22 protein-coding genes and 1 pseudogene are annotated in these 25,220 nt (G+C 39.3%); 5 read left to right on the top strand and 18 right to left on the bottom strand.

Annotation, left to right across the window (positions count from 1 at the left end):
- Nucleotides 1–56: 56 nt before the first annotated feature.
- The 11 genes from BN3456_RS09880 to BN3456_RS09830 form a co-directional block, all read right to left on the bottom strand.
- Nucleotides 57–2,726: a translation factor GTPase family protein gene (locus BN3456_RS09880; RefSeq protein ID WP_242862856.1), complete on the bottom strand. Its 2,670-nt coding sequence runs from the start codon at nt 2,724–2,726 to the stop codon at nt 57–59.
- A 231-nt stretch (nt 2,727–2,957) separates the two neighbouring features.
- Nucleotides 2,958–3,854, bottom strand: a complete 897-nt coding sequence (locus BN3456_RS09875) for a dihydrodipicolinate synthase family protein (protein ID WP_089983979.1) — start codon at nt 3,852–3,854, stop codon at nt 2,958–2,960.
- Nucleotides 3,851–4,579, bottom strand: coding sequence for an MBL fold metallo-hydrolase (locus tag BN3456_RS09870; RefSeq protein ID WP_089983978.1), 729 nt, complete (start codon nt 4,577–4,579; stop codon nt 3,851–3,853). The genes BN3456_RS09875 and BN3456_RS09870 overlap by 4 nt, the downstream gene beginning before the upstream one ends.
- A 12-nt stretch (nt 4,580–4,591) precedes the next feature.
- The gene (locus BN3456_RS09865; RefSeq protein WP_089983977.1) at nt 4,592–5,767 is read right to left on the bottom strand and encodes a mandelate racemase/muconate lactonizing enzyme family protein; all 1,176 of its coding nucleotides are present in this window, start codon (nt 5,765–5,767) and stop codon (nt 4,592–4,594) included.
- Nucleotides 5,764–6,738, bottom strand: a complete 975-nt coding sequence (locus BN3456_RS09860; RefSeq protein ID WP_089983976.1) for a Gfo/Idh/MocA family protein — start codon at nt 6,736–6,738, stop codon at nt 5,764–5,766. Before BN3456_RS09860 ends, BN3456_RS09865 begins: the two co-directional genes overlap by 4 nt.
- 4 nt (nt 6,739–6,742) lie before the next feature.
- The gene (locus BN3456_RS09855) at nt 6,743–7,585 is read right to left on the bottom strand and encodes a carbohydrate ABC transporter permease (protein WP_176699168.1); all 843 of its coding nucleotides are present in this window, start codon (nt 7,583–7,585) and stop codon (nt 6,743–6,745) included.
- A gap of 4 nt (nt 7,586–7,589) precedes the next feature.
- Complete coding sequence (locus BN3456_RS09850) at nt 7,590–8,465, bottom strand: carbohydrate ABC transporter permease (protein ID WP_089983974.1); 876 nt, start codon at nt 8,463–8,465, stop codon at nt 7,590–7,592.
- 6 nt (nt 8,466–8,471) lie between these two features.
- Nucleotides 8,472–10,595, bottom strand: a complete 2,124-nt coding sequence (locus BN3456_RS09845; protein ID WP_089983973.1) for an extracellular solute-binding protein — start codon at nt 10,593–10,595, stop codon at nt 8,472–8,474.
- 38 nt (nt 10,596–10,633) lie between these two features.
- Nucleotides 10,634–12,001, bottom strand: a complete 1,368-nt coding sequence (locus tag BN3456_RS09840) for a homoserine dehydrogenase (RefSeq protein WP_089983972.1) — start codon at nt 11,999–12,001, stop codon at nt 10,634–10,636.
- A gap of 47 nt (nt 12,002–12,048) precedes the next feature.
- Entirely contained in the window at nt 12,049–13,038 is a 990-nt protein-coding gene (locus BN3456_RS09835; protein ID WP_089983971.1) for a zinc-dependent alcohol dehydrogenase, read from the bottom strand.
- A gap of 51 nt (nt 13,039–13,089) precedes the next feature.
- Nucleotides 13,090–14,424, bottom strand: a complete 1,335-nt coding sequence (locus tag BN3456_RS09830) for a GntP family permease (RefSeq protein ID WP_089983970.1) — start codon at nt 14,422–14,424, stop codon at nt 13,090–13,092.
- Nucleotides 14,425–14,789: 365 nt separating this feature from the next.
- On the opposite strand from BN3456_RS09830, the gene BN3456_RS09825 reads away from it, so the two are divergent.
- Nucleotides 14,790–15,083: a hypothetical protein gene (locus tag BN3456_RS09825; protein ID WP_089983969.1), complete on the top strand. Its 294-nt coding sequence runs from the start codon at nt 14,790–14,792 to the stop codon at nt 15,081–15,083.
- Between the two features lie 40 nt (nt 15,084–15,123).
- Nucleotides 15,124–15,303, top strand: a pseudogene (locus BN3456_RS16595) (ATP-binding cassette domain-containing protein); the annotation flags it as partial.
- A gap of 318 nt (nt 15,304–15,621) precedes the next feature.
- On the opposite strand, the gene ttdB reads toward BN3456_RS16595, so the two are convergent.
- Genes ttdB through BN3456_RS09805 form a run of 3 tightly spaced genes read right to left on the bottom strand, consistent with a single transcriptional unit; the run spans nt 15,622 to nt 18,464 of the window.
- The gene (gene ttdB, locus BN3456_RS09815) at nt 15,622–16,248 is read right to left on the bottom strand and encodes a L(+)-tartrate dehydratase subunit beta (RefSeq protein WP_089983967.1); all 627 of its coding nucleotides are present in this window, start codon (nt 16,246–16,248) and stop codon (nt 15,622–15,624) included.
- The gene (gene ttdA / locus BN3456_RS09810; RefSeq protein WP_089983966.1) at nt 16,248–17,147 is read right to left on the bottom strand and encodes a L(+)-tartrate dehydratase subunit alpha; all 900 of its coding nucleotides are present in this window, start codon (nt 17,145–17,147) and stop codon (nt 16,248–16,250) included. Before ttdA ends, ttdB begins: the two co-directional genes overlap by 1 nt.
- A 51-nt stretch (nt 17,148–17,198) precedes the next feature.
- Entirely contained in the window at nt 17,199–18,464 is a 1,266-nt protein-coding gene (locus BN3456_RS09805) for an SLC13 family permease (RefSeq protein WP_089983965.1), read from the bottom strand.
- Between the two features lie 309 nt (nt 18,465–18,773).
- On the opposite strand from BN3456_RS09805, the gene BN3456_RS09800 reads away from it, so the two are divergent.
- Entirely contained in the window at nt 18,774–19,658 is an 885-nt protein-coding gene (locus BN3456_RS09800; RefSeq protein ID WP_089983964.1) for a LysR family transcriptional regulator, read from the top strand.
- 515 nt (nt 19,659–20,173) lie between these two features.
- A complete protein-coding gene (locus BN3456_RS16305; protein WP_089983962.1) occupies nt 20,174–20,581 on the top strand; it encodes a sugar-binding domain-containing protein in 408 nt (135 codons plus the stop codon).
- Between the two features lie 383 nt (nt 20,582–20,964).
- Here the strand turns inward: BN3456_RS16305 and BN3456_RS09785 are convergent, their stop codons facing one another.
- Nucleotides 20,965–22,359: an alpha-L-fucosidase gene (locus BN3456_RS09785; protein ID WP_089983961.1), complete on the bottom strand. Its 1,395-nt coding sequence runs from the start codon at nt 22,357–22,359 to the stop codon at nt 20,965–20,967.
- Nucleotides 22,360–22,403: 44 nt separating this feature from the next.
- Nucleotides 22,404–23,219 (bottom strand): ABC transporter permease, encoded by an 816-nt coding sequence (locus BN3456_RS09780; protein WP_089983960.1) that lies wholly within the window; start codon nt 23,217–23,219, stop codon nt 22,404–22,406.
- 374 nt (nt 23,220–23,593) lie between these two features.
- Between BN3456_RS09780 and BN3456_RS09775 the strand changes: the two genes are divergently transcribed.
- The gene (locus tag BN3456_RS09775; RefSeq protein ID WP_089983959.1) at nt 23,594–23,845 is read left to right on the top strand and encodes a helix-turn-helix domain-containing protein; all 252 of its coding nucleotides are present in this window, start codon (nt 23,594–23,596) and stop codon (nt 23,843–23,845) included.
- Between the two features lie 87 nt (nt 23,846–23,932).
- Here BN3456_RS09775 and BN3456_RS09770 read toward each other — a convergent pair whose 3' ends face one another.
- A complete protein-coding gene (locus BN3456_RS09770) occupies nt 23,933–24,202 on the bottom strand; it encodes a hypothetical protein (protein ID WP_089983958.1) in 270 nt (89 codons plus the stop codon).
- A 60-nt stretch (nt 24,203–24,262) separates the two neighbouring features.
- Nucleotides 24,263–25,219: a substrate-binding domain-containing protein gene (locus BN3456_RS09765; protein ID WP_089983957.1), complete on the bottom strand. Its 957-nt coding sequence runs from the start codon at nt 25,217–25,219 to the stop codon at nt 24,263–24,265.
- Nucleotide 25,220 lies beyond the last annotated feature (1 nt).

Here is a 25,220-nt window from a genome sequence, read left to right as displayed (position 1 = left end):
CTTCCATGGTACGCTAAAAAGGGTCAGTCCCTTTTGCGGTCCGTTTTCAGAATATTCTAAAAATTATCCTCTTTCCCAAGCCTGACACTCTCCATTTCTTTTGCCAGCTCATCCGACATATAGTCAAAAAGATAATTTCTGTCCTCGGCGGGACGTCCCAAATACTCACTTCGTATTTCCTTTAACATTAGTTCTATTTCATCTTTCAGTCCCTTTGCAGAGAGGCGCTGTGCCCCCTGTCCCATGATAATGACCTGTTCCAGGGCATCCGATGTGGCCACTGTAACATCATATTGTCTGTTCATATTGCGGACTGTCTTTTCAATGTATTGATCTGCCGTCTCGGCTTCTTTTGTATACACCACATTAATATTGTGATACTTTTGCACTGCTCCCGGATTTTCTGCTACTTTATAGGCATCAAACACCAGGATCAGTGTACAATTTCTATACCCTTGATAATTGCATAAAATATCCATCAGCTTGCTTCTTGCGCTTTCCAGGTTTATTTCTGCCAGTTCTTTTAATTCATCCCATGCAAAAATAATATTGTATCCATCAACCAGTAAATATTGTTCTCTTTTATTTTCAGGTTCAGCCAGCTCCGGCGCCTTTACAGTTTTAGGCCGGCCGTCGGCCATTCTTTGAACCGGATCCGGTGTTTTTCTATAAATAGCGTCCAGTTCCGCCTCCGTCAGCTCTATTCTGGAAACAGAAGAAGGTACCGGTTCATAAGCATGCCTTTCCTTCTCCGGCAATGAACTTTTTAGAGGACTCTCCACATGCATATATTCCTCGACCTGATTCCATTTCACAGCAAATCCTGCTCCATGGGCACAGAATACGGAACCTGTGGGATTTTCTAAGTCTGTCTCTGAGTCATAGCCCGCCATGTCTATTATTTCCTCTGCATTATGGCAGGTTTCATAGCCCTTCAGGCTGCAGAACAATCTGCCCCTCCCTCCAGTGTAAGAGAGAACCTCTGTCTGATATCCTCTCATAGTTGCTACAGGTACAGTTCCAGTGAGAACAGACATATCATGCTCCAGCTCCGGCTGCTCAAAATTTCCGTACATTTTTTGCATATCCGACATGGCCCGTCCAATATTTTCAACTGGAATCTCCAGCCGAAACTCATAATAAGGTTCAAGCAAAATACTTTTAGCTCTTTTCAGCCCCTGCCGGACAGCCCGGTAAGTTGCCTGTCGGAAATCTCCGCCTTCCGTATGTTTAAGATGGGCGCGTCCGGCGATCAGGGTGATTTTCATATCTGTAATCTCTGCACCCGTCAGAACTCCCCTGTGCTCTTTTTCCTCCAAATGTGTAAGAATCAGCCTCTGCCAGTTCCTATCCAGCATATCTTCACTGCAGTCCGACACAAACTGAAGCCCTGAGCCTCTTTCTCCTGCTTCCAGCAAAAGATGTACTTCCGCATAATGGCGAAGGGGTTCAAAATGTCCCACGCCCTCTGCTTCCCCTTCTATGGTCTCCTTATAAACAATGTTTCCCGTGCCAAATTCTACATTTACACCAAATCGTTCTTTGATAATATTTTTCAGAACCTCTGTCTGAACCTCTCCCATCAGCTGTGCATGAATCTCTCCAAGCTGTTCCTCCCAGACAATATGCAGCTGAGGCTCCTCTTCTTCCAATTGCCTTAAGTTTTGCAGCATGCTATGTACATCACAGTCAGGGGGAAGCTGTATCTGATAGGTAAGAACCGGTTCCATAACAAACATGTCCAGCCCCTCCTCCGCGCCGATTCCCTGACCTGGGTAAGTATGCTCAGGCCCTGTAACTACACAGATCCCCCCCGCGGTCACTTCCTGTACTATTTTATATTTTGATCCGGAATAGATCCGGACTTGATTTATTTTCTCTTCTATATCAGGAAGGATATCCTTTACCTTCAAAATGCCGCCGGTCACTTTCAGATAAGTCAGCCTGTTTTCCTGCTCATCCCTGGCAATCTTATAAACCTTGGCGCCGAAATCCGAAAGATATTCTTTATTTATCGTATACTCCCCCAGGCCTTCCAGCAATTCTTCTACACCCTGTGCATAGAGTGCCGAACCAAAATAGCAGGGATATACCTGTCTTGAACATACCGCCTCTGCTACAGACGATTTCTCTATCTGTCCTGTTTCCAGATATTCCTCCAGCAGTTCTTCCCCGCACAAGGCAAGTTCTTCAAACCATTCACTGCTTTTACCTTTTCGGCCAGAAGCTTCACTAAAGTCAATGCACCCTTCATTCAGGCGTTTCTTCAGTTCCTTTAAAATGGATTCCCTGTCTGTTCCGTCCTGATCCATTTTATTCACAAATATAAAGGTAGGAATCTGGTATTGCTTCAGCAAACGCCAAAGTGTCGCTGTATGTCCCTGTACACCGTCTGACCCGCTTATAACTAGAACAGCATAATCCAATACCTGAAGAGTCCGCTCCATCTCGGCAGAAAAATCAACGTGCCCCGGCGTATCCAGCAAAATAACTTCTATATCTTTCCATAAAAATACAGCTTGCTTGGAAAAAATTGTAATTCCCCTCGCACGCTCCAATTCATATGTATCCAGAAATGCATCTTGATGGTCCACTCGACCTAGCTTCCGAATCTTTCCGCTTAAGTACAGCATACTTTCTGACAAGGTTGTCTTCCCCGCATCTACATGGGCCAACAGACCCGTACAAATACGTTTCGTTGGTATCTTTTTTTGTGTACTGTCCACTTTTGGCCCCTCCTGTCTATGAATAATATTGAAATATTATATCACAGCAAGCATTGAAAGTCGATAAATGTCTCACAAAATAAAAAGTGGCTGCCAGCAAAGAAATAAAATATATCTTGAGCAAAAAAGTCTGAAAACCAATACATGTTTTCAGACTTTTTATTAATTGGGCAACGTTAACATGATTTTCATATACGCTTTGAGCATGTTTACTGCAGGCCCACTTAATAATTATGAATAAAAAATTTTCTTTATCTCCTTATAGGATTGTAAAAGTATTTCTTTTGTAAGTTCATCAGGATAATTATAAGGCTTTCTACACATGGGATTATCAATAATACCCCGCTTGTATAGAATAATTTTCTCCATAGCGACAAAGCATTCAATATCCCTTTGTATAAACTGCATATGTGGTAAGAACTTATTATATAAATCGATAGCCCCTTCATACCCTATGCTTTTAAACTTTTCGTAAATTTTTACATAAGGCAAAAGAGTTGCCACACCGGGCATGACGGCACAAGACCCTCTTTGGAAGGATTCCAACATGTTAATCCCACCATTTCCGGTAATAATTTTTACATCATTGCCCATGGTCTTAATTAAGCTAGTAATGACAGGGCCTACCGGATCTGCTTCTAATTTAATATATATATCATTTATAGATTTTCCAACCTTTTCAAAGAATTCCCGATCAAGGTCAAAGCCTAAAAGTGCAGGTGCATACTGTATAATAAGGGGAACAACTGCATCTTTCGCCACATCAATAACATGACTAGCAATCATGGTTCCTGACGGAGCCGCAAAACTTGGAGGCATCAGATTGATTGCATCCGCTCCCCTCTTTTCATAATATTCCCTTTCCTGTATTGCATGATAGGTTCCATGATTACTTACTGTTGCAACTACCAGTATTCTATCCTTACAGTGGTTAATGGCAATTTCAAAAAGTTCCGTCTTTTCTTCCCAACTTAATTTATAAAACTCTGCTCCGGCTGCAAAAAGACAAACTCCAGAGGCACCCTCGTGTATTGCCAGATCTAGTAGTCTTTTAAAGCTTTCTATATCAATTTGCCCTTCGGTTTTAAAGGGTGTTGGTATAACAGGTAATATTCCCTCTAATTTCATACTAAATCCTTTCCATATTTCTGGTATTTTAATGTTTTATAATCATGACTTGGTAATATCCAGTTGGGTTTGCTTTTATTGATCCATTCTAACATTGCTTCGCATTCTGTTCCATTCACTGCAAGTCCAACAGGAGTATTATCTTTAATATTTTTATAAGTCATTACTGTATCACCGGTTATTATAGTAGTGATTCCATTATTATGAATTGTTACATATTGGGAGCCATAGGTATGCCCTCCGCAATAATCAATGGTAATTCCAGGTAACAATTCCTTTTTTCCATTTAGTAAAAAGACTCTATCTTTTGAATTATAAAAGTCTTGCAGGTACTCGGGTGAATAAATATCAGGATGTTCCTTAATCCCCATAAGTTCTCTCGACTGGCAATAAATTTTCGCATTGGGAAAAAGGCTGCAATTGCCTGCATGATCCCAATGTAAATGGGTTAAGATTAAATGTCTTACCTTAGTTCTATCTATTCCATTATTTTCTATGATGTCAAAAAAGGTCCCCTCTCTCTTTATCTCCAATCCCATATCGTTATATATCTCTGGAGTTGAAAAGCCACAGTCAACCATGACAATTTCATCTTCACAACTTAGTTTGTATATTAAAGAAGGTACCATTTCACTATTAGATACATCACCATTTCTGTATTTAATATCATCTCTAACCATGCCAAACTCACCCGCAAGTATTGGTGTAACATTCCAATTATACATATTTCTCACCTTTTAATATACAGGAACAAAGTTGCCTTTTTCAACGGCGTCTATGTCATTGTATGCATATTTTTTAACTGTTTCTTCTTTAAGTTCTACGCCAAGTCCTGGAAGATCTTCAATCAAGTTAACATAGCCGTCCTTATATGTAATTGGTCTTATTAACAATTCTTCTCTAAGTGGATTTAAAGTTTGATCATGTTCCATTACAAATGCATCAGGCTCTGATGCCATAAAATGCATGTTTGCCATAAACCCAACACCGCTTCCAAAAATATGAGGCGCCATCCGCATATGATACGCAGATGCAATAGCTGCAATCCTTTTGCATTCTGATATTCCACCTGACCTTGTTACATCTGGCTGAATTATATCTACGCAGTGGTTTCTGATTAACTCCAAAAAACCATAACGGGTAAATTCATTTTCTCCTGCAACTATAGGAATAGTTGTATTAGCATTTAAACGCTTAAATCCATCAATGTCATCAGGATGCAAAGGCTCTTCCAACCAGAACAAGTTGCATTCTTCCAGCTTTTTACACACTTGAATTGCTGTGTCATAAGTCCACGGAAAATTAGTATAGCATTGCCCTGCATCTACTAAAATTGATGGGCCAGTTCCTACTTTATTTCTTAATTCTTTTATAAGGGATATATCCTCTTCTATATCTTCATTTCCGATCCTCACTTTGAATCCAAAGTATCCTTTTTCTACATACGAAAGACCTTCTTTCGCAAGGTTTTCTATAGACTTCGACATGCCCCCGCTTGCATAAACTTTGAATTTTGTTCTGTACTTTCCGCCAATCAAATCATACACCGGACGTTCTAGTATTTTACCTATTACGTCATATAAAGCAATATCTATACCACTTATGACCGTAGAAATTACACCTTTTCTTCCATAGTGACAAGACTGAATATACATCTTTCTCCAGATCTTCTCAATGTTAAAAGGATCCTCGCCCAATAGCATTGGTTTAAAACGCGTTTCAATCATAGCTTCAACAGCTCTGGGTAGATACGCAGACTCTCCAATTTCTCCAAGCCCAGTATACTTATCATCTACAGTTACTTTTACCAGTATACAATTTCTTTGCTTTGTTTCTCCTCCAGACCATTTCCATTTTTCTGTTTCCTCATATCGGTAACACAGTAAAATAGTTTCTATATCAGTGATTTTCATAATTCCTTCCCTTTCGCTATTATAACTACTTTTTTATCCTTTATAGCCCTTTGTATGCTTTTGTATAACCGGCAGACGTTACCTGCATCCTCCATTGTCGACAACGGCTCTTTCTTATCTATGATACAACTATTAATAAACCAATCTAACTGGGCATCAAACATTTCCTGATACAATGGCTGGTCATATCCACCTGGAAGAGTTTCTACATAATCAAGCCTGGAAAAATTCATACTTCCCTTTGTCCCCATAATTTTAACTTTAAAGGTAAAAGAATCTGCAGAATAGTCATCTGCTGCCCAGCTTACGACAATTTGTACCAGGGTACCTGTACTATATTTAAAATTTACTATGACCTGTGGTCCCCCTGTTTCAATATCCTTTTTATCAAATTCCCCTTTAAATGCACTTACTTCCAGAGGCATACCAAGGAATCCCAGCATCATATATAGCTGATGACATAAAACATCCTTCTCCGGGCCTTCATATTTCTCAAACAAATCTGGTTTCATATAATATGTTTCTGACAAATATAAATACGTAGGAACTCCTAATTTTCCATTGTTAACAGCATTCTTCATACGTGCAAGTTCTGGCAGATATATGTAGCTATGTCCTGGTACACAGACTACATTTTTCTTTCGTACCTTTTGAATCATCTTTTCAATCTCTTCTTCACAAAAACTTACAGGCTTTTCTACCAAAATATGCTTACCAGCATCTGCACACTTTATCACATAATCAAAATGTGTTTTGGGTGGAGTCAATATTAGCACAGCATCAATTTCTTCTGCTTTGCAAAGCTCCTCAGTTTCCATAATAGGAATATTATGTCTCTTACCAAATTCCTGGGCTCTTCGGCCACCGGCTGCTGCAACCAAGAGACAATTCTCACATTTTCGAATGGCTTCAACATGGTTTTCAGCTACACGTCCACAACCAATAATTCCTACCTTTATCCTTTTATTCATCTTGCTACTCCTTTACTGCTCCCATAGTAAAACCTTGTACCAAATATTTTTCCAAATAAGTAAACAGAATCAACCCAGGAATACATGCGATAACAGAACCTGACATAATCTGTCCCCAATCTACACTTCCATGTTGTCCTTGCATAAGGGAAATGCCTACAGTTAACGTACGCATTCCTTCAGTACGAGCAAATGTCAATGCATACAAATATTCTTGCCATGACAAAATAAAGGAAAACATGGAAACAGTAACAATTCCTGGTGCTGCAAGGGGCATAATAATACGAAATAGAATTTTTAATCTTCCACACCCATCAATTCTTGCTGATTCTTCCAGAGAAACAGGTATGGTATCAAAATAGCCTTTTATCATCCAAGTACAAAATGGCATGGCAAAGGTTGTATAAGCAATAATCATGGACAAATGTGTATCAAGAAGACCCATTTTGCTCATAATTGTATACATGGGGATTAAAAGCAACATACTAGGAAACATTTGTACCACAATTAAAACCGAAGAAAAAAAAGTACGCCCTTTAAACCGGAATCTAGAAATCCCATAGCCCGCAAGCATTGCCACAATTAAGGATATTCCCATGGTGCACAGTGAAACAATTAATGAATTTACAAAATAAATTTTAAAATATTCTCTATTCCATATCTTTACGTAATTTTGAAAACTAAATTCTCTTGGTAACCATTTTGGTATTGCTGCAAATATCTCATCTGCCTGCTTAAACGAGGTAGATATCATCCATAGAAATGGCAAAATCAGTATAACCGTAGTCACAAGGATTACAAATGTAAGTATTATTTTTTGTACTTTTCTTTTTTGTTCTCTATTCATTTTCTCACCCCTCAAGTGACTTTTTAACATAAAATATACAAGGTACAATCAAAATTAACATCATGATTATGGCTGCAGCAGACGCATAACTTGTCTGAAATGTCTGCATAAATAATCTATAAATATAGATTGGCAGGGACATAGTTGCCTCTCCCGGTCCCCCCTTTGTAACTACTTGTATAATTTCCAATTGATTAAAATTCCATATGGATGTTAGTATCGCTGTTATCATGGAGATGTTTTTAAGCGCTGGAAGGGTAATATAGCGAAAACACTGTGCCCCTTTTGCTCCATCCACCTTAGCTGCCTCATATAGGTCCACAGAAATTGCTTGCATTCCAGCAAGCAATGTAATAGCAACAAAGGGGATGCTTTTCCAAATGATCACCATGATTACCGACAATTCTGCCAGCTTATTTTCAGATAGCCAGGGCAGATTGTAATCAATCAGCCCTATGCTTTTGAGTATGTAATTCATCATTCCATAAGATTCATTTAGAAACCATTTCCAAATGATGCCTGCGATAGCATTTGGTATGATCCAGGGAATTAGTACCAGACATCTAAATATTTTTTTACAGTAAATATCTTTATTTAGAATCACTGCAAAAAACATCCCCAGCAGCATCTCAAACACCAGGATTGCCAATGTCCACACAATAGATTTCCTAAGTGCTTTGAGAAACATCTTATCGTGAAAAAGATTTATATAATTTTCTAACCCTACAAAATCTTTCTGTGTTATCTTGATTAAGTTCTCATTATAAAAGCTCTTAAAAAGTCCTGTCAAAACGGGATAAATCAATATAACGATTATTAATAGGGCACAGGGTAAAATAAACATATACGGTGACAATTTGTTCTTCAACTTATTATTCATAATTAATTACTCTTCTCCATGCAATTCTTTTAACTGTTCATCCAGAGTTGTTATACCCTCTTCAACATTTATATCTCCCATAAGCATCTGCTGAACAGTTGAATTTCCATACATACTGGTTAGAGATTGCCAATCTGGGTCAAGTGGTGGTGCTTTTAAGTTATCTGATTCATCAAGGAAAGCTTGAAGTTCTTTATTATAGTTTGCTTTTGCATATTCAATAAAATCCTTTGTATATAACATTCCTCCAGCTGCATTACAGAATTCACCCACAAGTGTAAGACCTTTAACGTCACTGTCTGTATTGTAAAAATAATCAAGAAATTTCCACACTTCATCTTTATGTTCAGAAGATTCTAATACATTGAAAGTATTGGGATACCCTCTATATGCGGTTGCACTTGGTCCATCAGGAAATACTGCCACACCAAATTTTCCTTCAAGATCAGGTCCCTTTTCTTTTACAGAGTCTACAACCCAAGATCCATTTTGCATCATTGCTACTTCACCTGATACAAATGCATTTGCTGCAGCTTCCCAGTCATAGTCTACTACACTTTCTGGAGCAATTTTATCCTTTTGAACCAAGTCTACCATAGTCTGTGTTCCTTGGATAGCTTCTTTACTACTCAGATGAGATTTCCATGCGCCGTCCTCATACATGGAAATGTCCGCTCCACCCATATACATAAAATGTGCCCAGTATTCAGATGCATTTTCTGCTTGAACAGGCCATCCATATCCATACTGATCTATTTTTCCGTCCCCGTCCGTATCCTTTGTACTCACCTGCCGCTCCTGCAATGCTCGCAGCAATTTTCCTTGAAAGTTAATGGGTATTTCGGATATCTCATCCAAAAATAAGGTCCCATGATGTGCCTGCTCGAAAAAGCCCATTTTTCCACCTTTACGGCTGCCTGTAAACGCCCCTTCTACATAGCCGAACAATTCACTTTCAAGTAAATTTTCGGGAAGTGCAGCGCAGTTTACTGCAACAAACGGGCCATTCCTTCTCTTACTCCCATTATGAATGCCCTGTGCAATCAGTTCTTTTCCAGTTCCCGTTTCTCCCACTATCAGAATGTTAGATGACACTGATGCATATTTATTAGCGATTTTCACTGTATTATCCATTAATTCACTTTTTCTGATAACATCAGAAAGTTTATAATTTGCAACAAGTCCCTTGTCTGACAATTTCTTACGGATTTGTGATTCTATCTGTTGAATCTTTTTAACTTCCTGACAGGTGATTACCACGCCTGTGGGTGTGTTTCCCACTATCACCGGCATGTAATCAATCGAAAATATTGTATCCTGTACCTTCTGTAATTCATTATAAAGCGGCTGTTTTGATTTCATCACCTGATAATATGCTTCAGCAAAAAAAGGATAACTTTCCTCTATCTTTTTACCATGTACAGCGCCATTATTTTGAAAAATCATTTGAAGAATTTTTCGATTAACCAAGGCAATCTCATTTTTTATATTGACATAGATGATTCCCTCATTTGAGGTCTGGTTAATCGTCTCATAAATGCTCCGTCTTTCCCGCTCTTTATAAATCGTATCTCTCATAAGGATTGCCTCGTGCATAATCTGCAGAACAGCTTCTTCGCCGGTCTCTATTGTAACGGTATTAATATTTTCACTTCCTGCCGCCGTCTTTACCGAGTATCCGCCAATGACTGTATCATATTTATTTTCAGCTGCTTTCTTTATTGCCTTCGTTACATGGGAATAATCAGCAACTTCCTGGACCGATACCTCCATATTAAATAGGTTGCTTAAAATTTTTTCGTCATGACTATATGTAGAAGAAATGATAACTGCTACTTTTTTGGAATCAAACTTTCTTTTTGCTTCCAATAACGCTCTCATGATATCATATCCGGTAATTGGTATCTCTAAAACCGGTATGTATGGAAATGTTTTTTTTAAAATAGCTGCACTATGACCTCTTCCAATTATAAGATCATGCTGTTCGTCTCCAAGCGTCCTTTCTATTTGTTCAGCCCTGATTACTCGAATATCTACATGACAATCCTCTTGTTTGAAATAGGCCCTATAAATTTTTTGAGCCACCTGTCCCAACTCAGGATACGGAACTATCAGCAACACGCTAAACATAAATCTCCACCTCTATGACTTTACTTTCTTTACTTTTGTTACATTTTGAGACCCTGCTTATACAATTTGTATGTTTCCAACTGTGATAAATCAAGATCATCTAAGGAGATATAATTGCCTTTTTTTACATCCTTTTTTAGTGTCATACCATCCATAAGATAAAATGGAGCAGCATTTTCTCCTTTTTCCCTTTCAAGGAGTTCCGGAGTCAGTCCTTTTATCGAATGATGATGACCTTCCACTTTTAATACTGTCCCTTTGTATATGTGGGTCTCTGCAATTGCGGCCATAATGGATATCTGCCGGCACTCCGGATGTGTTCCGATTCCCATTATATCACCAAGGATAATAGATACCGGGGTTTCCAGTCCCATGTAATGATATGGATAATAAATGCAGGCATATTTTTCATTGTGGCTCACAACGTGCCCTTTTGCCTTTAAGATATCCCACACCTTTCTGTTTTCACATTTCACAATAATAAATTCCCCACCACAGAAGCTTGCTTCATCTTCACCGCGAAGATTATAAAAAACATCTATTACACCTTTTCGCTTTAAAATGCCGCCGTCTTCCTCTGGAATAAAAATATTTGCAAGTTCACTAATCTTAGCAATCGGATAGTTCATCGTCGGAGCAGATGGCAGCAAACCTGTGATATTAGATACAAGATTCATCTCACAGAGATCTGCAGAAACAACTTCTGTATACTTTCCCAGAAGTTCTTGACGTCCTCTCAATGTTTCTTTTCCTTTAAATCTCCAATATTCAAGCATCTCAGGCATCTTTATCTTCATTCCGCTTCCGTCTGTATTAGAAAGTATCCCCGTTTCCCTATCCCAGACAAAATCATATTCACTGGATTTTCCTGCCGCGATTACCTCCAGTCCCAATAACGTAGCCCAGGAATAAAGATCTAAGAGATTGCGAGGCTGATCTCCATTAGCAAGTGCATAGACTGCACCATTTTGGGCCGCCACTTTATTTAGAACAGGACCGCATACGCTGTCTGTCTCCTTTGATACCATGTAAACATTGATTCCCCGTTCCAGTGCCAAAAGTGCTGCATCTGCACTTACAGCCGTATTGCCGGTGCATTCTACTAACGCTGTGATTTTACATTCCATAACTAGCCGATAATCGCTGACGATTAAGAGTGCTTTCTCATCGATCTGATTAATGCCTTTCTTGTCTCTGCATAATATAATATCTCTTTCACCGTATCCAGTTTCTTTTAAAACTTCTATGCACTCTTCCGGATGTCTGGAGCAGATAACCCTTAATTCCATCCATTTGATTTTTGGAATCTGCGCTAATAATGTATACCCATACCCCCGTGTAGCCCCTATAATCCCAACTATGGACTTTTTCCCTGAATTGACCTTGCATAAGTTTGTATAATCCATATTGTAATTTTCTCCTTTCACTGCTATTTCGCCGCAATAACTACTGCCTAAGGACGAAATACAATTTTAATGGCTGTGTCGTCTTTATCTGCCAGTTCAAAGCCTGCTTTTAAATCATCCAGCTTAAATTCATTGGTAATAAGAGATTTAACATCAATTTTTCCCTGTGCAATCGGGCGGAATACTTCCGGTGTCCATACATATCTCTGCTGCCAGGTATGATGTACCAGACAAGTGTTAATAAACTCCAGACCATCATCATGCCATCGGGTGATATTCAAGGTAATTGGTTTTGTAACCCAGCTATAAAATACAAATTTACCATTATGCTTAATGATTTCACTTGCCAGGTTAAAAGACGCTTCTGTTCCGGCAGCCTCAACAACGACATCTGCACCGCGGCCATTAGTCAAATCTTTTATGAATTCAACAGCGTTTGTTTTAGCAGAGTTAATCGTAATGTCACATCCAAGTTTTTTTGCGATTTCCAATTTTCCATCTAACACATCAATCACTATTACCTTATAGGCACCCTTTTGTTTTGCACACTGGGCGATGATTTGACCTGCAAATCCGCCTCCCATGACAACTACAACATCGCCTAACTGAACCCCGCTATTTAACCCTGAGTACATTGCACAGGCTGTCGGCTCCCCCAATCCCGCGATATCCATATCGATTCCTTCCGGTACTGGCTGGAGCTGAAATTCCTTTGCGGCAAAGTACTTTGCAAAATTATTATTCCAGCCAAAAGCCATTACTCTATCACCGACCTGAAATTGAGATACTTTGCTTCCCGCTGCTACAACAGTTCCTCCACTCTCATGTCCCAATAAGAATGGAAACTTAGGATTTTGCCTGTATTCAGCTGTCTTAGGTGGTAAGAAACCTCTAAAGAAACTCTTATCTGAACCGCAAATCCCCATTAGATGATTTTTAACAATAATATCGTCTTCTCCACAAACTAACTCTCTTTCAATTAATTCAATATTATAAGGACCATTCAATCTGGCTGCTTTCGTAATAAATTTTTCCATGATATATTCTCCTCTAATTTGTTTTAATTATCAGTGACCTATTAAATACACTTAAATTATACTTGTAAAGTGCAGTATGACCGTTACAATAGAACAGACGGCACCTGCTATTGTGGACGCTCCGCCCACCCCTCTTAAGCCTTGTTTAACATCCATATTAGACATTGATACTGTTACCCAGAAACCACTGGAATTTGCCTGCTTAAACATAAGTGCTCCTGAAGCACACGCTAAAAATGCGGCTAACGGAGAAACTCCAATTGTGTCAAGCATTGGCTGAACCAGTGCTGCAGCTGTCATCACTCCGAGTGCATTAGATCCTGTTATAACGTGTATCAGAGCCGCTATGACGATTGGAACTAAAATTCCGGGCAAATTTAAACCCACAACTCCATTTGCAATTTTATCTGCGACACCTGCATTTTTAATAAAAGCTGCCAGTGCGCCGCCCATTCCGGTTACAAGAATCGGCATGGCTGCTGATCTGATGGAATCTTCTACCCAATCATTAAGAACTTCTTTTGCCTTCCACTTTTTACCTGTTAATAATAATGCTAAAAAGCATCCTGACAATAATGCAGGTGTGGGTGATCCTATAAAGGAAAAGAATCCGGCAGCTTTAGAACCCGGCGCTGTATTGCTTATAATAGTATTCAGCATAATTAAAATCAGTGGAAGTATAATGGGCATTATCGAGTTTGCCAGACCTGGTAATTTTATCCCCTTTTCAGCCTTTTTTGCTGCTTCCACGTACTCTTCTTTAGGTAATACCGGTGTCTTTAAGGTCTTGCAATATAAAGTGGATGCAATAACACCGGGAATAGATACCAAAATCCCCCAAAGTATTGCCTCTCCAATAGGTACTCCCAGTAATCCTGCTGCCGCTACCGGCCCCGGCGTAGGCGGAACCAAAGAAGCGGTGACCAATGCCCCTAAATATAGTGCAGTCCCGAAAGACATCATAGATGTTCCCGTTTCAACAGCAAGCGTAGAGATAATCGGTATTAACAAAATAACTACTGAGTCAGCAAAAATTGGAATACCTAACAGTGCCGAGCTGGCCACGATGCCCCAAATAATATGCTTGCAGCCAAACAATTTTATGGAGGCTTTGGTTATTCGCACCGCTGCTCCGGTCTCCTCCAAAATCTTTCCAAGTATACATCCAAGTAGAATTACAATTGCTATATCATCGATTGTATCAGCAAGCCCCCTTTCAATAGTCGGCATAATATCGCCCCAGGGGGTTCCCAGGGCTATTGCTAAAATTAAAGATGTCAATAAAATACTTATAACAGGATGAACCTTTGCCTTGGAAATAAGTGCAATCATGATAAAAATTGCAATAACAAACACAATCAATATATAGGCTGTTGATTTAACCATATTGACCTCCCAAAATATTATAAGATTTTCGTTGTTTCTTTCACATCATTAGTCCCGGGATTATATAATAATGCAATCATAAAATTATAAAGCAAAAAGTGTGCCAGTTTTCTATTTAAAGACAGATTAGTGTATTTGCCCGTATTTTAAGTCCCAGAGTGCCACAATCTTTCCTTATAATGTTGCAGCGAATCCATTGTATTGCAACATTATACGATCCGTGTTGCAACGTTATGCAATTTGTTGTAGGAACAAAAAATAACTCAAACTCAATCAAAGTAAACTGATGAAAGAAGCTCTGTCACTTTTTGGAACAGAGCGGGACATGATTCTGGAAAAATGAAACTCTTTGATAGGAAACAAAGGTGAAGAGTAAAAAGTATAAGCAAAAACGGGCATCAGCAATTGATGCCCATTTATACAATTTACTGGATAAATTACTTATAATATTGCTGATTGCAGGTGTACTGGTATTCATCTTCTATCCGCTATTATGTATCGCCGGCCAGAGTTTCAAAGGACAGCTTTATTCTCTAAATTCCTTGGATTGGCGGCAGCACTTAGCATCTGGACTATGGGAAGAAAAAAAACTGGATATAGCCCTCTTGCAAGCATCTGCCGATCTGGGAGCTCCAGGCTGGATAAAAGTGCGGCTCTGAATATGCTTCTGCTGATTCCTACCATCATTGTTTTCAGATGGAATATCTGAAATCAGTTGGATTTGAAGCATACAAGGATGCAGCAATCAAGGAAATATCGGGTGGTCAGCAGCGTGTTTCGCTTATTCTTTCCTTGATCACAAGACCGAAAATACTTCTTCTCGATAAACCGTTCAGCAACCTGGATGCAAAATTACGTGCAAAAATGAGGAGGGAAATTCTAGGAATATCAAATCATTTCGCAGATGAACATCGAAATGTTGTATGCTGCCGCCCGGAGGAGCTTGTATTTTCAGAAGGACCGATAAGAGGAATCATTCTGCGCAATAAATTTCTGGGTTTTTACATGCAGTGTTATATACAGGTCTCAGATGGCACGGAGATTATTGTGCGCACAGGCAGAGAAACTTTAAAGGAAAATGGAAAGAAGTTTTTCTTCAGGAGAAATGATTAATGACCATACAAAGATTATAATAATATATCTCTTTGTATGGTCACTTATGGCAAAAGATTGATTTAATGAAATTGTTCTATATGATTATTTAATAAAGCTCACATGTTTGCAGATTTCTTCGATTGCTTTATCTTTTCTTTCATTGAAGATTACTTTGTTCTCTTCGAATAAATTCCGTCCTTCTGTATCAATAGAAACTATTAGCGGTCCGAATTCTTTCACACGGCAGTGCCACAACGTCTCCGGCATACCAAGATCACGCCACTGTGCATCTACAATTTCTTCCACTTCTGTAGCGGCTAAAACTGCATTTCCTGCAGGAAATACACAATGAATTGCCTTATAGTTCTTGCATGCATATTCTGTGTTCGGTCCCATACCGCCTTTTCCGATAATGACCTTTACACCTGTCTGCTCAACAAATTCTTTCTCGAACTTCTCCATACGCATGCTTGTGGTTGGCCCTACAGCTACCATCTCAAATTTATCGTCTTCTAATGAGCGAATAATTGGACCTGCATGAAGAATTGCTGCATCTTTAACATCAACAGGCAGTTCACGTCCTTCTTCAACTAATCGTCTATGTGCTACGTCACGACAGGTTGTCACGCTTCCGTTCAAATATATAACATCTCCAATATGGATATCAGCCAGATCCTCAGCTGATATTGGTGTTGTCAAAATTTTTTTTCCATCTTTCATTTTCAGCATTATAATGTCACCCCCGAATGTGTGGTAATTTTATAGTTGAGATCTTTATCAAAAATAATGTGACCGCGTCTGTGTGACCAGCATCCAACATTAACAGCAACACCTATTGTGGATGGATGTCTTGCTGTATTTTCAATGTGGACACCCATAACAGAATATTTTCCACCCATACCCTGTGGTCCAAGGCCAATTGAATTGATACCATCTTCTAACAGTTTTTCCATGGATGCAGCACGTTCGTTTTCGCTGTGACTTCCCAGAGGTCTCATCAAAGCTTTCTTGGAAAGTAAAGCTGCTGTCTCAACAGAAGTTGCCACACCAACACCCACAAGTAGAGGAGGACATGCGTTCAGTCCATAAGATGTCATCACATCCATAACGAATTTTGTAACACCTTCATAACCGGCACCCGGCATCAGAACCATTGCTTTTCCAGGTAGTGTACATCCACCACCAGCCATATAGGTGTAGATTTCACACTGATCACTATCTGGTACAATATCCCAGAATACAGTCGGTGTGCCTTTTCCGACATTCTTTCCTGTATTGTATTCATCGAATGTTTCTACACTATTATGACGAAGCGGCGCCTCAACAGTTGCTTTGACAACTGCTTCTTTTAATAGTGCTTCCAATTCTCCAATCAACGGAAAGTTTGTCCCACATTTTACCCAAAACTGAAGTACACCGGTATCCTGGCAGCATGGTCTGTTAAGTTCTTTTGCCAGGGCCTGATTCTTTTTCATTGTTTCATAGATTACTTTAGAAAGCGGACCATCCTCTTTCTCTGCAAGCTCGTCCAGCTTTGCACTAATGTCATCTGGAAGCACTTTTCCAATATAAGACACGAAGTTTGCCATATAATTGGTAAGTTGCTCTACCTGTTCTTTCTTCTCCATTTCTTTACCTCCTATTGTTTTTCATGTATTTTACTATAATTATCATTTTCCTTATGGGAAGAATGGGAATGCAATCGGAAGGATAATCATACTTACGACTGTTGCAATGATAATTAAAGGAAGACCTGCTTTTACAAAGTCCATAAATTTATATCCGCCTACTCCAACAACCATAGTATTTGCAGGCATTCCTATCGGCGTTGCATATGCACAGGACCCACCAATCACACAAGCCATCAGTACAGCTCTTGGATCCGCTCCCATCCCCTGGGCGATAGACAGACATATGGGAACCATAAGTGCTGTAGTTGCTGTATTTGACATAAAGTTCGACAATACACAGCAGAGAATAAACACAACAAAAGTCAGAATGTATGGTGACGGATTATCTCCCAGTGCTCCGATTACCTTATTGGCAATCATTTCACCTGCTCCTGTTTCTTGTAAAGCAGCAGCCAGAGAAAGTGTTCCTCCAAACAGAAAGATTGTCTTCAAGTCAATAGATTTCAGTGCATCTTTTTCTGAGATAACACCGGTCAGTATCAATAATAATGCTCCAATTGCACCGGAAACGCTTAATTTAATACCAATTTTGTCTTCGAAAATCATAGCCAGCACTGTCAAAACTAAGATAATCAGTGATAACCATTGTTTCCATGGCGGAACATCGCTAAAGTCTTTACTTGTATCAAAGGCACCGTCATCTGCCACATCATGGTTTGGAAGCAGTTTATAACCAATTGTTGCATAAAATATAATGCCCGCGATTAAAATTGGCAATCCTACGATTCCATATTCAAAAAAGCCAAATTTTAATCCCATATCCTGCAGTGCACTCTGTGCAATCAGATTACCCGGCGCACCAATCAAGGAGAGGTTGCCTCCCATTGCAGCGGCAAATACAAGAGGCATCAGTAATCTGGATCTTTTATATCCTGACTTAGCTGCGATACCGATTACAACAGGAATTAACACTGCTGCTGTACCTGTATTAGACAGAAACCCGCTCATCACACCCACGATTATCATGATTGCAACAATCAACATGCGTTCTGTTTTGGCAAACCTCGTTACAATACCACCGATTTTGTTTGCCATACCTGTTTCAAATAATGCACCCCCGACAATGAACATTGCTACAAATAAGATCACATTGCTGTCTATGAATCCTGCAAAAGCTGTGTTGACATCCAGTACCCCTGTTACAACCAATCCAATGCAAACAATCATGGAAGTAACTCCGAGCGGAATCTTTTCGAATACGAACATGACTACCGCAAACAGAAGAAATAGTAGAGTTATTATAGATGGACTCATTTGTTTTCCTCCAATTCCTTTTTCATATTTAATAATTTATTACCACTGACTAAATCATTTTAGCCATTGGAAATATCAAAAAGCAATATGACGGCCGATTTATTACCTTTTGCTATTCCTTCATTATAGTGATTGCTCTTATGTTTGTACATTTAATAGAAGTAATACCCTTATAAAAAAAATTAATAAGATTCATTTTTTCAGCATTTAATCTAAAAACATGATATAATGCCAGTCAATAGCAATCATTTATTAGCGATTTTGTCTATACTTGCTGTCAAAAAATATTTTAAAGAAAGAGGAAATGTTATGAAAATCACTCAATTAGAATATTTTTGTGCTGTCAGCCGATACCACAGCATTACCCAAGCAGCACAAAAGCTTTACGTCACACAACCTGCAATATCCACTGCAATTCATGAATTGGAAAGAGAATTCTCAATTAGTTTGTTTACTCGTTCTAAAAATCATATGATTTTAACAAAAGAGGGCGAAATATTCTATCAGAAAGCAAACGAACTGCTCAATACCTTTAATCAGACTTCTTCTGAACTCTATGACCTTGGCAGACAAATCAATCCAATACGTATAGGCATTCCGCCAATCTTGAGTACCATATTCTTTCCAGACATGTTGATTGAATTCCACGAAGAATATCCTTACATTCCAGTAGAACTATTTGAATACGGTTCCATCCGTGCTACAAATCTAGTTCAGGAAGCCGTACTGGATCTTGCCCTGGTAAATATGAATTATTATGAAGTGGATAAATTAAATTCTTACGAAATTCTTTCTGACAGAATTGTGTTTTGCGTATCTCCAGAACACCCCCTGGCGAAAGAGAAGGAAGTGACCATAGAAATGTTAAAGGACGAACCGCTCATTATGTATAATACAGACTCTGTACAAAACACTACCTTAAATTCCATCTTTGAACACCTTCGGGTAAAACCAAATGTCATTTTACGTGCCAGCCAGCTATACACGATTGAGAACTTCATTAAAAACAACTTAGGGGGAGCGTTCCTTTACTCTTCTCTCCTGAAAAACATACCTAGTTTAGTGGGCATTCCTATAGTCCCAACAATACAGCAGGAAATTGGGCTTGTATGGCAAAAAGGGACATATATTAACAGTAGTGTAGAAAAATACATTTCATTTACGAAAAAATATTCGGCTAGAATTTATAAATGATTGCCATAGCTTCTTAATCTGCACAGGGTATTTTTTGTACTAACTGCATTTTCCGTGTTTGAGGAACAGATAACGCTTGCTGTTTCTCACCTTATTACATGGTTAGAGCGTCAAAAGAATAGCTTTGACATCTCGTTATATACTTTGTACCTTGAAAAATTAACACATTTATTCTTTTGCTCATGCAGATACCCGTTTTTCTAAATTACAGGTGGTCTCCCTCCTCCTTTTTAGCCTATTTCGACGTTTAGAGCATAACTATCCAAGCCTTGCAGATATTTGCAAAACTTCTTGATGTTCAGAGCTGCTATTTTGCATCCAGTGAAATATCTGTATCTGGTCTTGCCTCGAACTGGCATGTGATAAACTTCATATTTCCTGCGAAGGATAGATGGAATGGTTTCGATTCCATTCCGAAAAGCTGATATGACTTTGAATTTCTTATTGGTTCTTGTTCTCTGTTGGAGTGATCTGCGTTTACTGTTTGCTGATAATACTTTCTGGCAGGTTCGCTTATGCCGTTTAGGGTTACATTTATCCCGATACGGACAGCTCTCACAGTTGCTCCTCTCAAAAGAAGCAACACATTGTCCACTTTTTACATTATAGCTGCAGCTTTTTGGTGTGAATCCTCCGAGACACTTTGTAATACGGTTTTCCTGTTCATTAAATTCAAACTCTCCATTTATACGGATATCATGCTGCGCTTTTTAGATGCAGGTGGAAACGAATGCTGCCAGAACCTTGCAAAAAGAACACTTGCTATTGATTTGGATATTTATAAAAAAATTCCCCGAAAGATTCTCGTTGTATCCGGCAGCCATAAAGTTTATTCTCTCCAGGCTGCCCTCAAAGGTAAATTAGCTGATACACTAATTATTGATTATTGGTTAGCGGAAAAACTTCTGCAACTTCAGACCTGAAAAGCATACTTATCCAATTTTTTTTCTCCAGTTGCCTGTATCACCTTCAGCGCTGCATCTAACATTTTTAAAAATTCTAACGCAGTCATTTTTTCTGCGTGGGGGATTGATTCCGATTTTGAGGGCTGATTCTGAATAGGAGGATTTACTCAAAGATGCATGCTGTACACCAAGTTTAAAACTTGAAAGAGAGACAACGGAGTTATCAGGATAGTTATATAAAGAATGGAATACAGCGGCGATGGTTCATGGCCAATTTGGGGTGCTGCCTTTCGTGCAGCGGGAAAATATGCTGAAGGGAGCTATAGCAAGCTGAGTTGCCCAAATCCGGCTGCTATCATGTTCTACCCATCCAGAGAACTCGCCACTTTTTCTTAAAACATCTATGATTGAATGTACTTAGAGCCACTCTGTTCCCACTCTAATGAACTTCCGTCCCCCAGAAGGAGAATTCTGCTGTCTTTAGGAATCTCTAAATTCTTAATAGTTAATTCTGTTGATATCTCTGAAGAAAGTATAAATACATACAGTGCATCCGGCTTCTCTGTGTAGCGGACTCCTAAACCATCAGCTGTGATGCCTTCCTGTTCTCTCCAGCACCTGGTTCCATAAATGGCCTCTCCATTTTTCTCCAGCCAAGCTCCGAGTTGAAACAATGGCTTTTTCTGCATCTCCGGAATAGTTCCATCCGCCATTGGACCAATATTTAACAAAAAGTTACCATTCTTGCTTACGACATCCACCAATGTTGTAATCAACTCCGTAGCAGACAGCATATCATTCTCGTCCTCTTCCTTGTTATATGCAAAGGACATTCCGATTCCTCTTGTCAGTTCCCACTTTTTTTCACGATATTCAAATTTCGTTGTATACTCTGGAGTCGAAAAGTCGTGGTGATCATCATTCATCATCATTCCCTCAAGGCCAAGAGTCTTCATACGTTCGCCAGCTTCCTCAACCCATTTGTCAAGTTGAGCCTCTGCATCCTTTTCCGTATTAAGATGAAATTGCTTCCATCTATCATTAATGACTCCTTCAGGTACCGTATTATAATAATCTGCAAACATTTTATTCAAATTATACTGTGGCGGAAAACCGATATCATTCCATAGAATGGAAGGATGGCATTTCTCAATTAGCTCTTTCATTTGGGCCACTGAATATTCACAGTATTCGTTGGAGGCCAAATGCTGACCTATAAAAGTTCTAACATCTAAAATAGGCTTTTTGAAAAATGTCCAATCAAAGATACCTGAATAGTAATATCCCATCTTCATATCTCTTGAACGTACAGCATCTGTAAGTTCTTCAACGAAGTTTCTATTTGACTGATAATCAGGCATACTTGGATTTTTCACTTCACTGGGCCACATACAATATCCATCATGATGTTTAGTAACTAAGACTACATACTTGGCTCCAGCCTTTTTGCATACATCAGCCCAGTCATTCATGTTTAGGTTTTTATTGGCTTTCTCAAAGTCCTTCTGAAAATCGTAATAATCCGAATCCTTTCCATAAACTTTGTAGTGATACCTTTGAGTTGAACTTCCTTCTATACGGAGTTTATTCAAATACCACTCTGAATAGGGAGATTCAGTCATAGAAGACTCAAAAGTGTTATCTTGTTCGGTCATTTCATTTAAATTATTTCCCTTTTTTGCATAGGCCGGTACAGAGTACAGTCCCCAGTGAAAAAAGATTCCAAATTTTGCATCATTGTACCAGTCCGGAATTTCATGCTTCTCGACAGATTCTAATGTTGGTTCGTATTTCATGTTCTTATTTATAGCTCACAGAGCTATTCTCCTTTCCTCGTTGTTTAATCTTTTTTTCTTCTAGTTACAATAGTAATAACAAGTACAGCCGCTGAGATTACCATTTGCCAATAGGAATCTACCCCATTGATAGTCAACCCATTTGTGATTATAGTCAGAAGTAATGCTCCAAGCACGCTACCTACAATGCTCCCAGTTCCTCCTTCCATAGCGGTCCCGCCGAGGACTGCAGCTGTAATAGAATCCATGTTCATATTTATTGCAAGATTGGGCTGCCCGGTCGACAGCCGGCTTGTCAAGATTATACCAGCCAGTGCTGCTAAAAAGCCGCTTATAACGAAATAGAGTACTTTGTATTTGTTCACAGATATACCTGCAAGCCTGGATACCTGATTATCTCCACCAATTGCCAGTGCATATCTTCCGGCCAGAGTTTTGCTTAACAATATCCAGGCAATTATTACAATTACAAGCATGACAATAACCTGAGTAGGAATTTTAAGTATTGTTCCTCTTCCAAGAAATTCAAAATCCTTAGGCAAACCATATACTGCAGTTCCACCAGTTACCAGACTTGCAAATCCAGTGCATGCACTGTTCACTGCCAAAGTGATAATCATAGATGACAAATTAAACTTAGTTGTGAGAAACCCATTCAAAAGCCCAATTGCCGCTCCTAAAATAAGCCCTATAAGCGCTGCTAACGGGATACTTATACCAGATACCATAATCTTAGAAACAACCATACCTGTAAGACATGCCACACCAGCCACTGACAAATCAAGTTCACCGGCGATCATAATAATACTGACGCCCATAACAACAATAATATTCACAGATGCCTGTCTGACAATGTTCATTTACAGTACTCTGCCTAGGTTACTATATAAAAAGCTCTAACAAATAAAAAGCACGCATAGGGGCCCTAGACTGGATATGTATTAAGAACCCTTTATGCGCACAATAATTACTTAGCGGCACGCTTGAAAAGCAGTAGTAAATTTGATATACTACCTTCGTTGCGTGGTAAAAACATAAGGGTGATTTCCTTTAGTCGGGCACCTTTATACCTAAGTAAGTGGTTGGCGCCGCTTACTCAGGCCACGTGACTCTATTTTATTGAAATTAGAGCCTTTTACCATATTAATAACACAAATGTTAAAATACTCTTTTGACATTCATTACCATATAATGTTCAAAATGACAACTACTAAATGTCAAGATGGAGGACATTATGTTTAAAAATCATGCTAAAGACGGTAAAAAAAACATATGTGGCAAAAAAATAAAAGAAATCAGAACGAATTTACCCAAAAAGACATCTCAGAATGCCCTGTCATCTTTACTGCAGGTTCATGGACTCGATATTGATAAAAATGCCATCCAACAGATTGAGAGCGGTCAAAGATTTGTCACAGACATAGAACTCAAGACAATTGCCAAAGTATTAGATGTAACCTATGAAACATTGCTGGATGAAGAATAAAGGGTAGTACCTGCTAAGCAAAAACTACCCAATACTCTATAAATATCATTGTACTACAAGTTACTCGGTAAGAGCCTCTTTCTGCTATCATAACTCTTTTTCAGATTTAAATAACTGATTATATTTTAATCCTATCTCGAAATCAGCAGGCATATCCAATGGTGCTCGAGCAACCCAGTATGCTATTTTCTGCCAGCCCAGTACACCGGTAAAAAGCACCCTGTGTGCGTCAGCCTGAACTACAGCAACATTATCATCTAGTTTCTCTTTGGGAACTGCGTCTGTATCCTGCAGATGCGTAACACATAAACGATTATGATATTTCTCCAGATATAGGTAATAATTGTCCTGGCACATGATACTTGCATACCTGGAGTCGTATGCTACCTGCTCTCTACTACTATTTTTTACAACCTTTTACTGAAAATCTGCTACATTATCCTTGCTTATAACGGAAACTCCGGTATCCACATCTTTTTCCGTAATTTCTTCACCATTTATAACCTTTACTGCCGCCTTCATGCCTTCTGAACCCATTACATCAGGATTCTGGCTCATGACACAGAGCAGGGAGCCGTCTTCGATTAATGACAGAATTGCGTCTGATTTATCAAATCCGACTGCAATCACTGAGCCGCCGTCACCCTTAACAGCGTTTCCTGTACCTACAGTTGATCCTTCATTCGTTCCGAAAATACCAATACAGCCATCTGTGATATAATTGTCGGCAATGTCCTGTGATTTGGCTGTATCCCCTTCACCAAACTGTGTTTCCAGCAGTTCATATTTTGAACCCTCAAATGCCGAACGGAACCCCTTTTCACGATCTACCGTCGACTGAGTGGCCGGATTGACACCGACAATGCCGATTTTTCCTTCGGTTATATTGGCGGCTTCCAACCCTTTAATCAACTCTTCTCCGGCGGTTTTGCCGGCCGCCTCATTATCAGTTGCAAAAGTCGCCTCAGCTTTAGTGTTTGCCGGTGAATCGACATAAATAATCTTAATACCTTCTTCTTTGGCTTCATCAAGTGCCGAGGTAATGGCATCCGGACCATTTGCAGCAATCATGATGGCATCGGCCCCATCGGCAACTGCATTATTGACCCGTTCTATCTGCTGTGCATCGTCCTTTTTGTCAGGAGCCATCCAGGCATAATCAACCCCGAGTTTCTCAGCTTCTTCCTTTGCTCCCTTGTCAACGCTTACCCAATGCTGATCGGTGCTATCCATAGTGATAAGAATGACTTTTCCCTTTTTTTCACCACCCGAATCTGCTGAGCTGCTTTCCTCTTTGTCTTTTCCGCCACAGCCTGCTGCCAGTGTTCCTGCCAGTGAAGCACAAAGCAGAATAGTTAAAAGTTTTTTCTTCATC

It is taken from the genome of Clostridium sp. C105KSO13, from assembly GCF_001517425.1.
Lineage (GTDB): Bacteria > Bacillota > Clostridia > Lachnospirales > Lachnospiraceae > Muricomes.
This window is presented reverse-complemented; position numbering and strand designations above follow the sequence as displayed.

Excerpts from the sequence above, each read along its gene's own strand:
- BN3456_RS09845 (WP_089983973.1), bottom strand. The coding sequence starts at position 10,595 with ATGTTTAGCGTGTTGCTGATAGTTCCGTATCCTGAGTTGGGACAGGTG.
- BN3456_RS09775 (WP_089983959.1), top strand. The coding sequence starts at position 23,594 with ATGTTTAAAAATCATGCTAAAGACGGTAAAAAAAACATATGTGGCAAA.
- BN3456_RS09765 (WP_089983957.1), bottom strand. The coding sequence starts at position 25,219 with ATGAAGAAAAAACTTTTAACTATTCTGCTTTGTGCTTCACTGGCAGGA.
- ttdA (WP_089983966.1), bottom strand. The coding sequence starts at position 17,147 with ATGGAGAAGAAAGAACAGGTAGAGCAACTTACCAATTATATGGCAAAC.
- BN3456_RS09870 (WP_089983978.1), bottom strand. The coding sequence starts at position 4,579 with ATGTATAATTGGAATGTTACACCAATACTTGCGGGTGAGTTTGGCATG.
- BN3456_RS09780 (WP_089983960.1), bottom strand. The coding sequence starts at position 23,219 with ATGAACATTGTCAGACAGGCATCTGTGAATATTATTGTTGTTATGGGC.
- BN3456_RS16305 (WP_089983962.1), top strand. The coding sequence starts at position 20,174 with ATGCCGTTTAGGGTTACATTTATCCCGATACGGACAGCTCTCACAGTT.
- BN3456_RS09805 (WP_089983965.1), bottom strand. The coding sequence starts at position 18,464 with ATGAGTCCATCTATAATAACTCTACTATTTCTTCTGTTTGCGGTAGTC.
- BN3456_RS09770 (WP_089983958.1), bottom strand. The coding sequence starts at position 24,202 with ATGTGCCAGGACAATTATTACCTATATCTGGAGAAATATCATAATCGT.
- BN3456_RS09785 (WP_089983961.1), bottom strand. The coding sequence starts at position 22,359 with ATGAAATACGAACCAACATTAGAATCTGTCGAGAAGCATGAAATTCCG.
- BN3456_RS09860 (WP_089983976.1), bottom strand. The coding sequence starts at position 6,738 with ATGAATAAAAGGATAAAGGTAGGAATTATTGGTTGTGGACGTGTAGCT.
- BN3456_RS09855 (WP_176699168.1), bottom strand. The coding sequence starts at position 7,585 with ATGAATAGAGAACAAAAAAGAAAAGTACAAAAAATAATACTTACATTT.
- BN3456_RS09840 (WP_089983972.1), bottom strand. The coding sequence starts at position 12,001 with ATGGATTATACAAACTTATGCAAGGTCAATTCAGGGAAAAAGTCCATA.
- BN3456_RS09835 (WP_089983971.1), bottom strand. The coding sequence starts at position 13,038 with ATGGAAAAATTTATTACGAAAGCAGCCAGATTGAATGGTCCTTATAAT.
- BN3456_RS09850 (WP_089983974.1), bottom strand. The coding sequence starts at position 8,465 with ATGAATAATAAGTTGAAGAACAAATTGTCACCGTATATGTTTATTTTA.
- BN3456_RS09865 (WP_089983977.1), bottom strand. The coding sequence starts at position 5,767 with ATGAAAATCACTGATATAGAAACTATTTTACTGTGTTACCGATATGAG.
- ttdB (WP_089983967.1), bottom strand. The coding sequence starts at position 16,248 with ATGCTGAAAATGAAAGATGGAAAAAAAATTTTGACAACACCAATATCA.
- BN3456_RS09800 (WP_089983964.1), top strand. The coding sequence starts at position 18,774 with ATGAAAATCACTCAATTAGAATATTTTTGTGCTGTCAGCCGATACCAC.
- BN3456_RS09875 (WP_089983979.1), bottom strand. The coding sequence starts at position 3,854 with ATGAAATTAGAGGGAATATTACCTGTTATACCAACACCCTTTAAAACC.
- BN3456_RS09830 (WP_089983970.1), bottom strand. The coding sequence starts at position 14,424 with ATGGTTAAATCAACAGCCTATATATTGATTGTGTTTGTTATTGCAATT.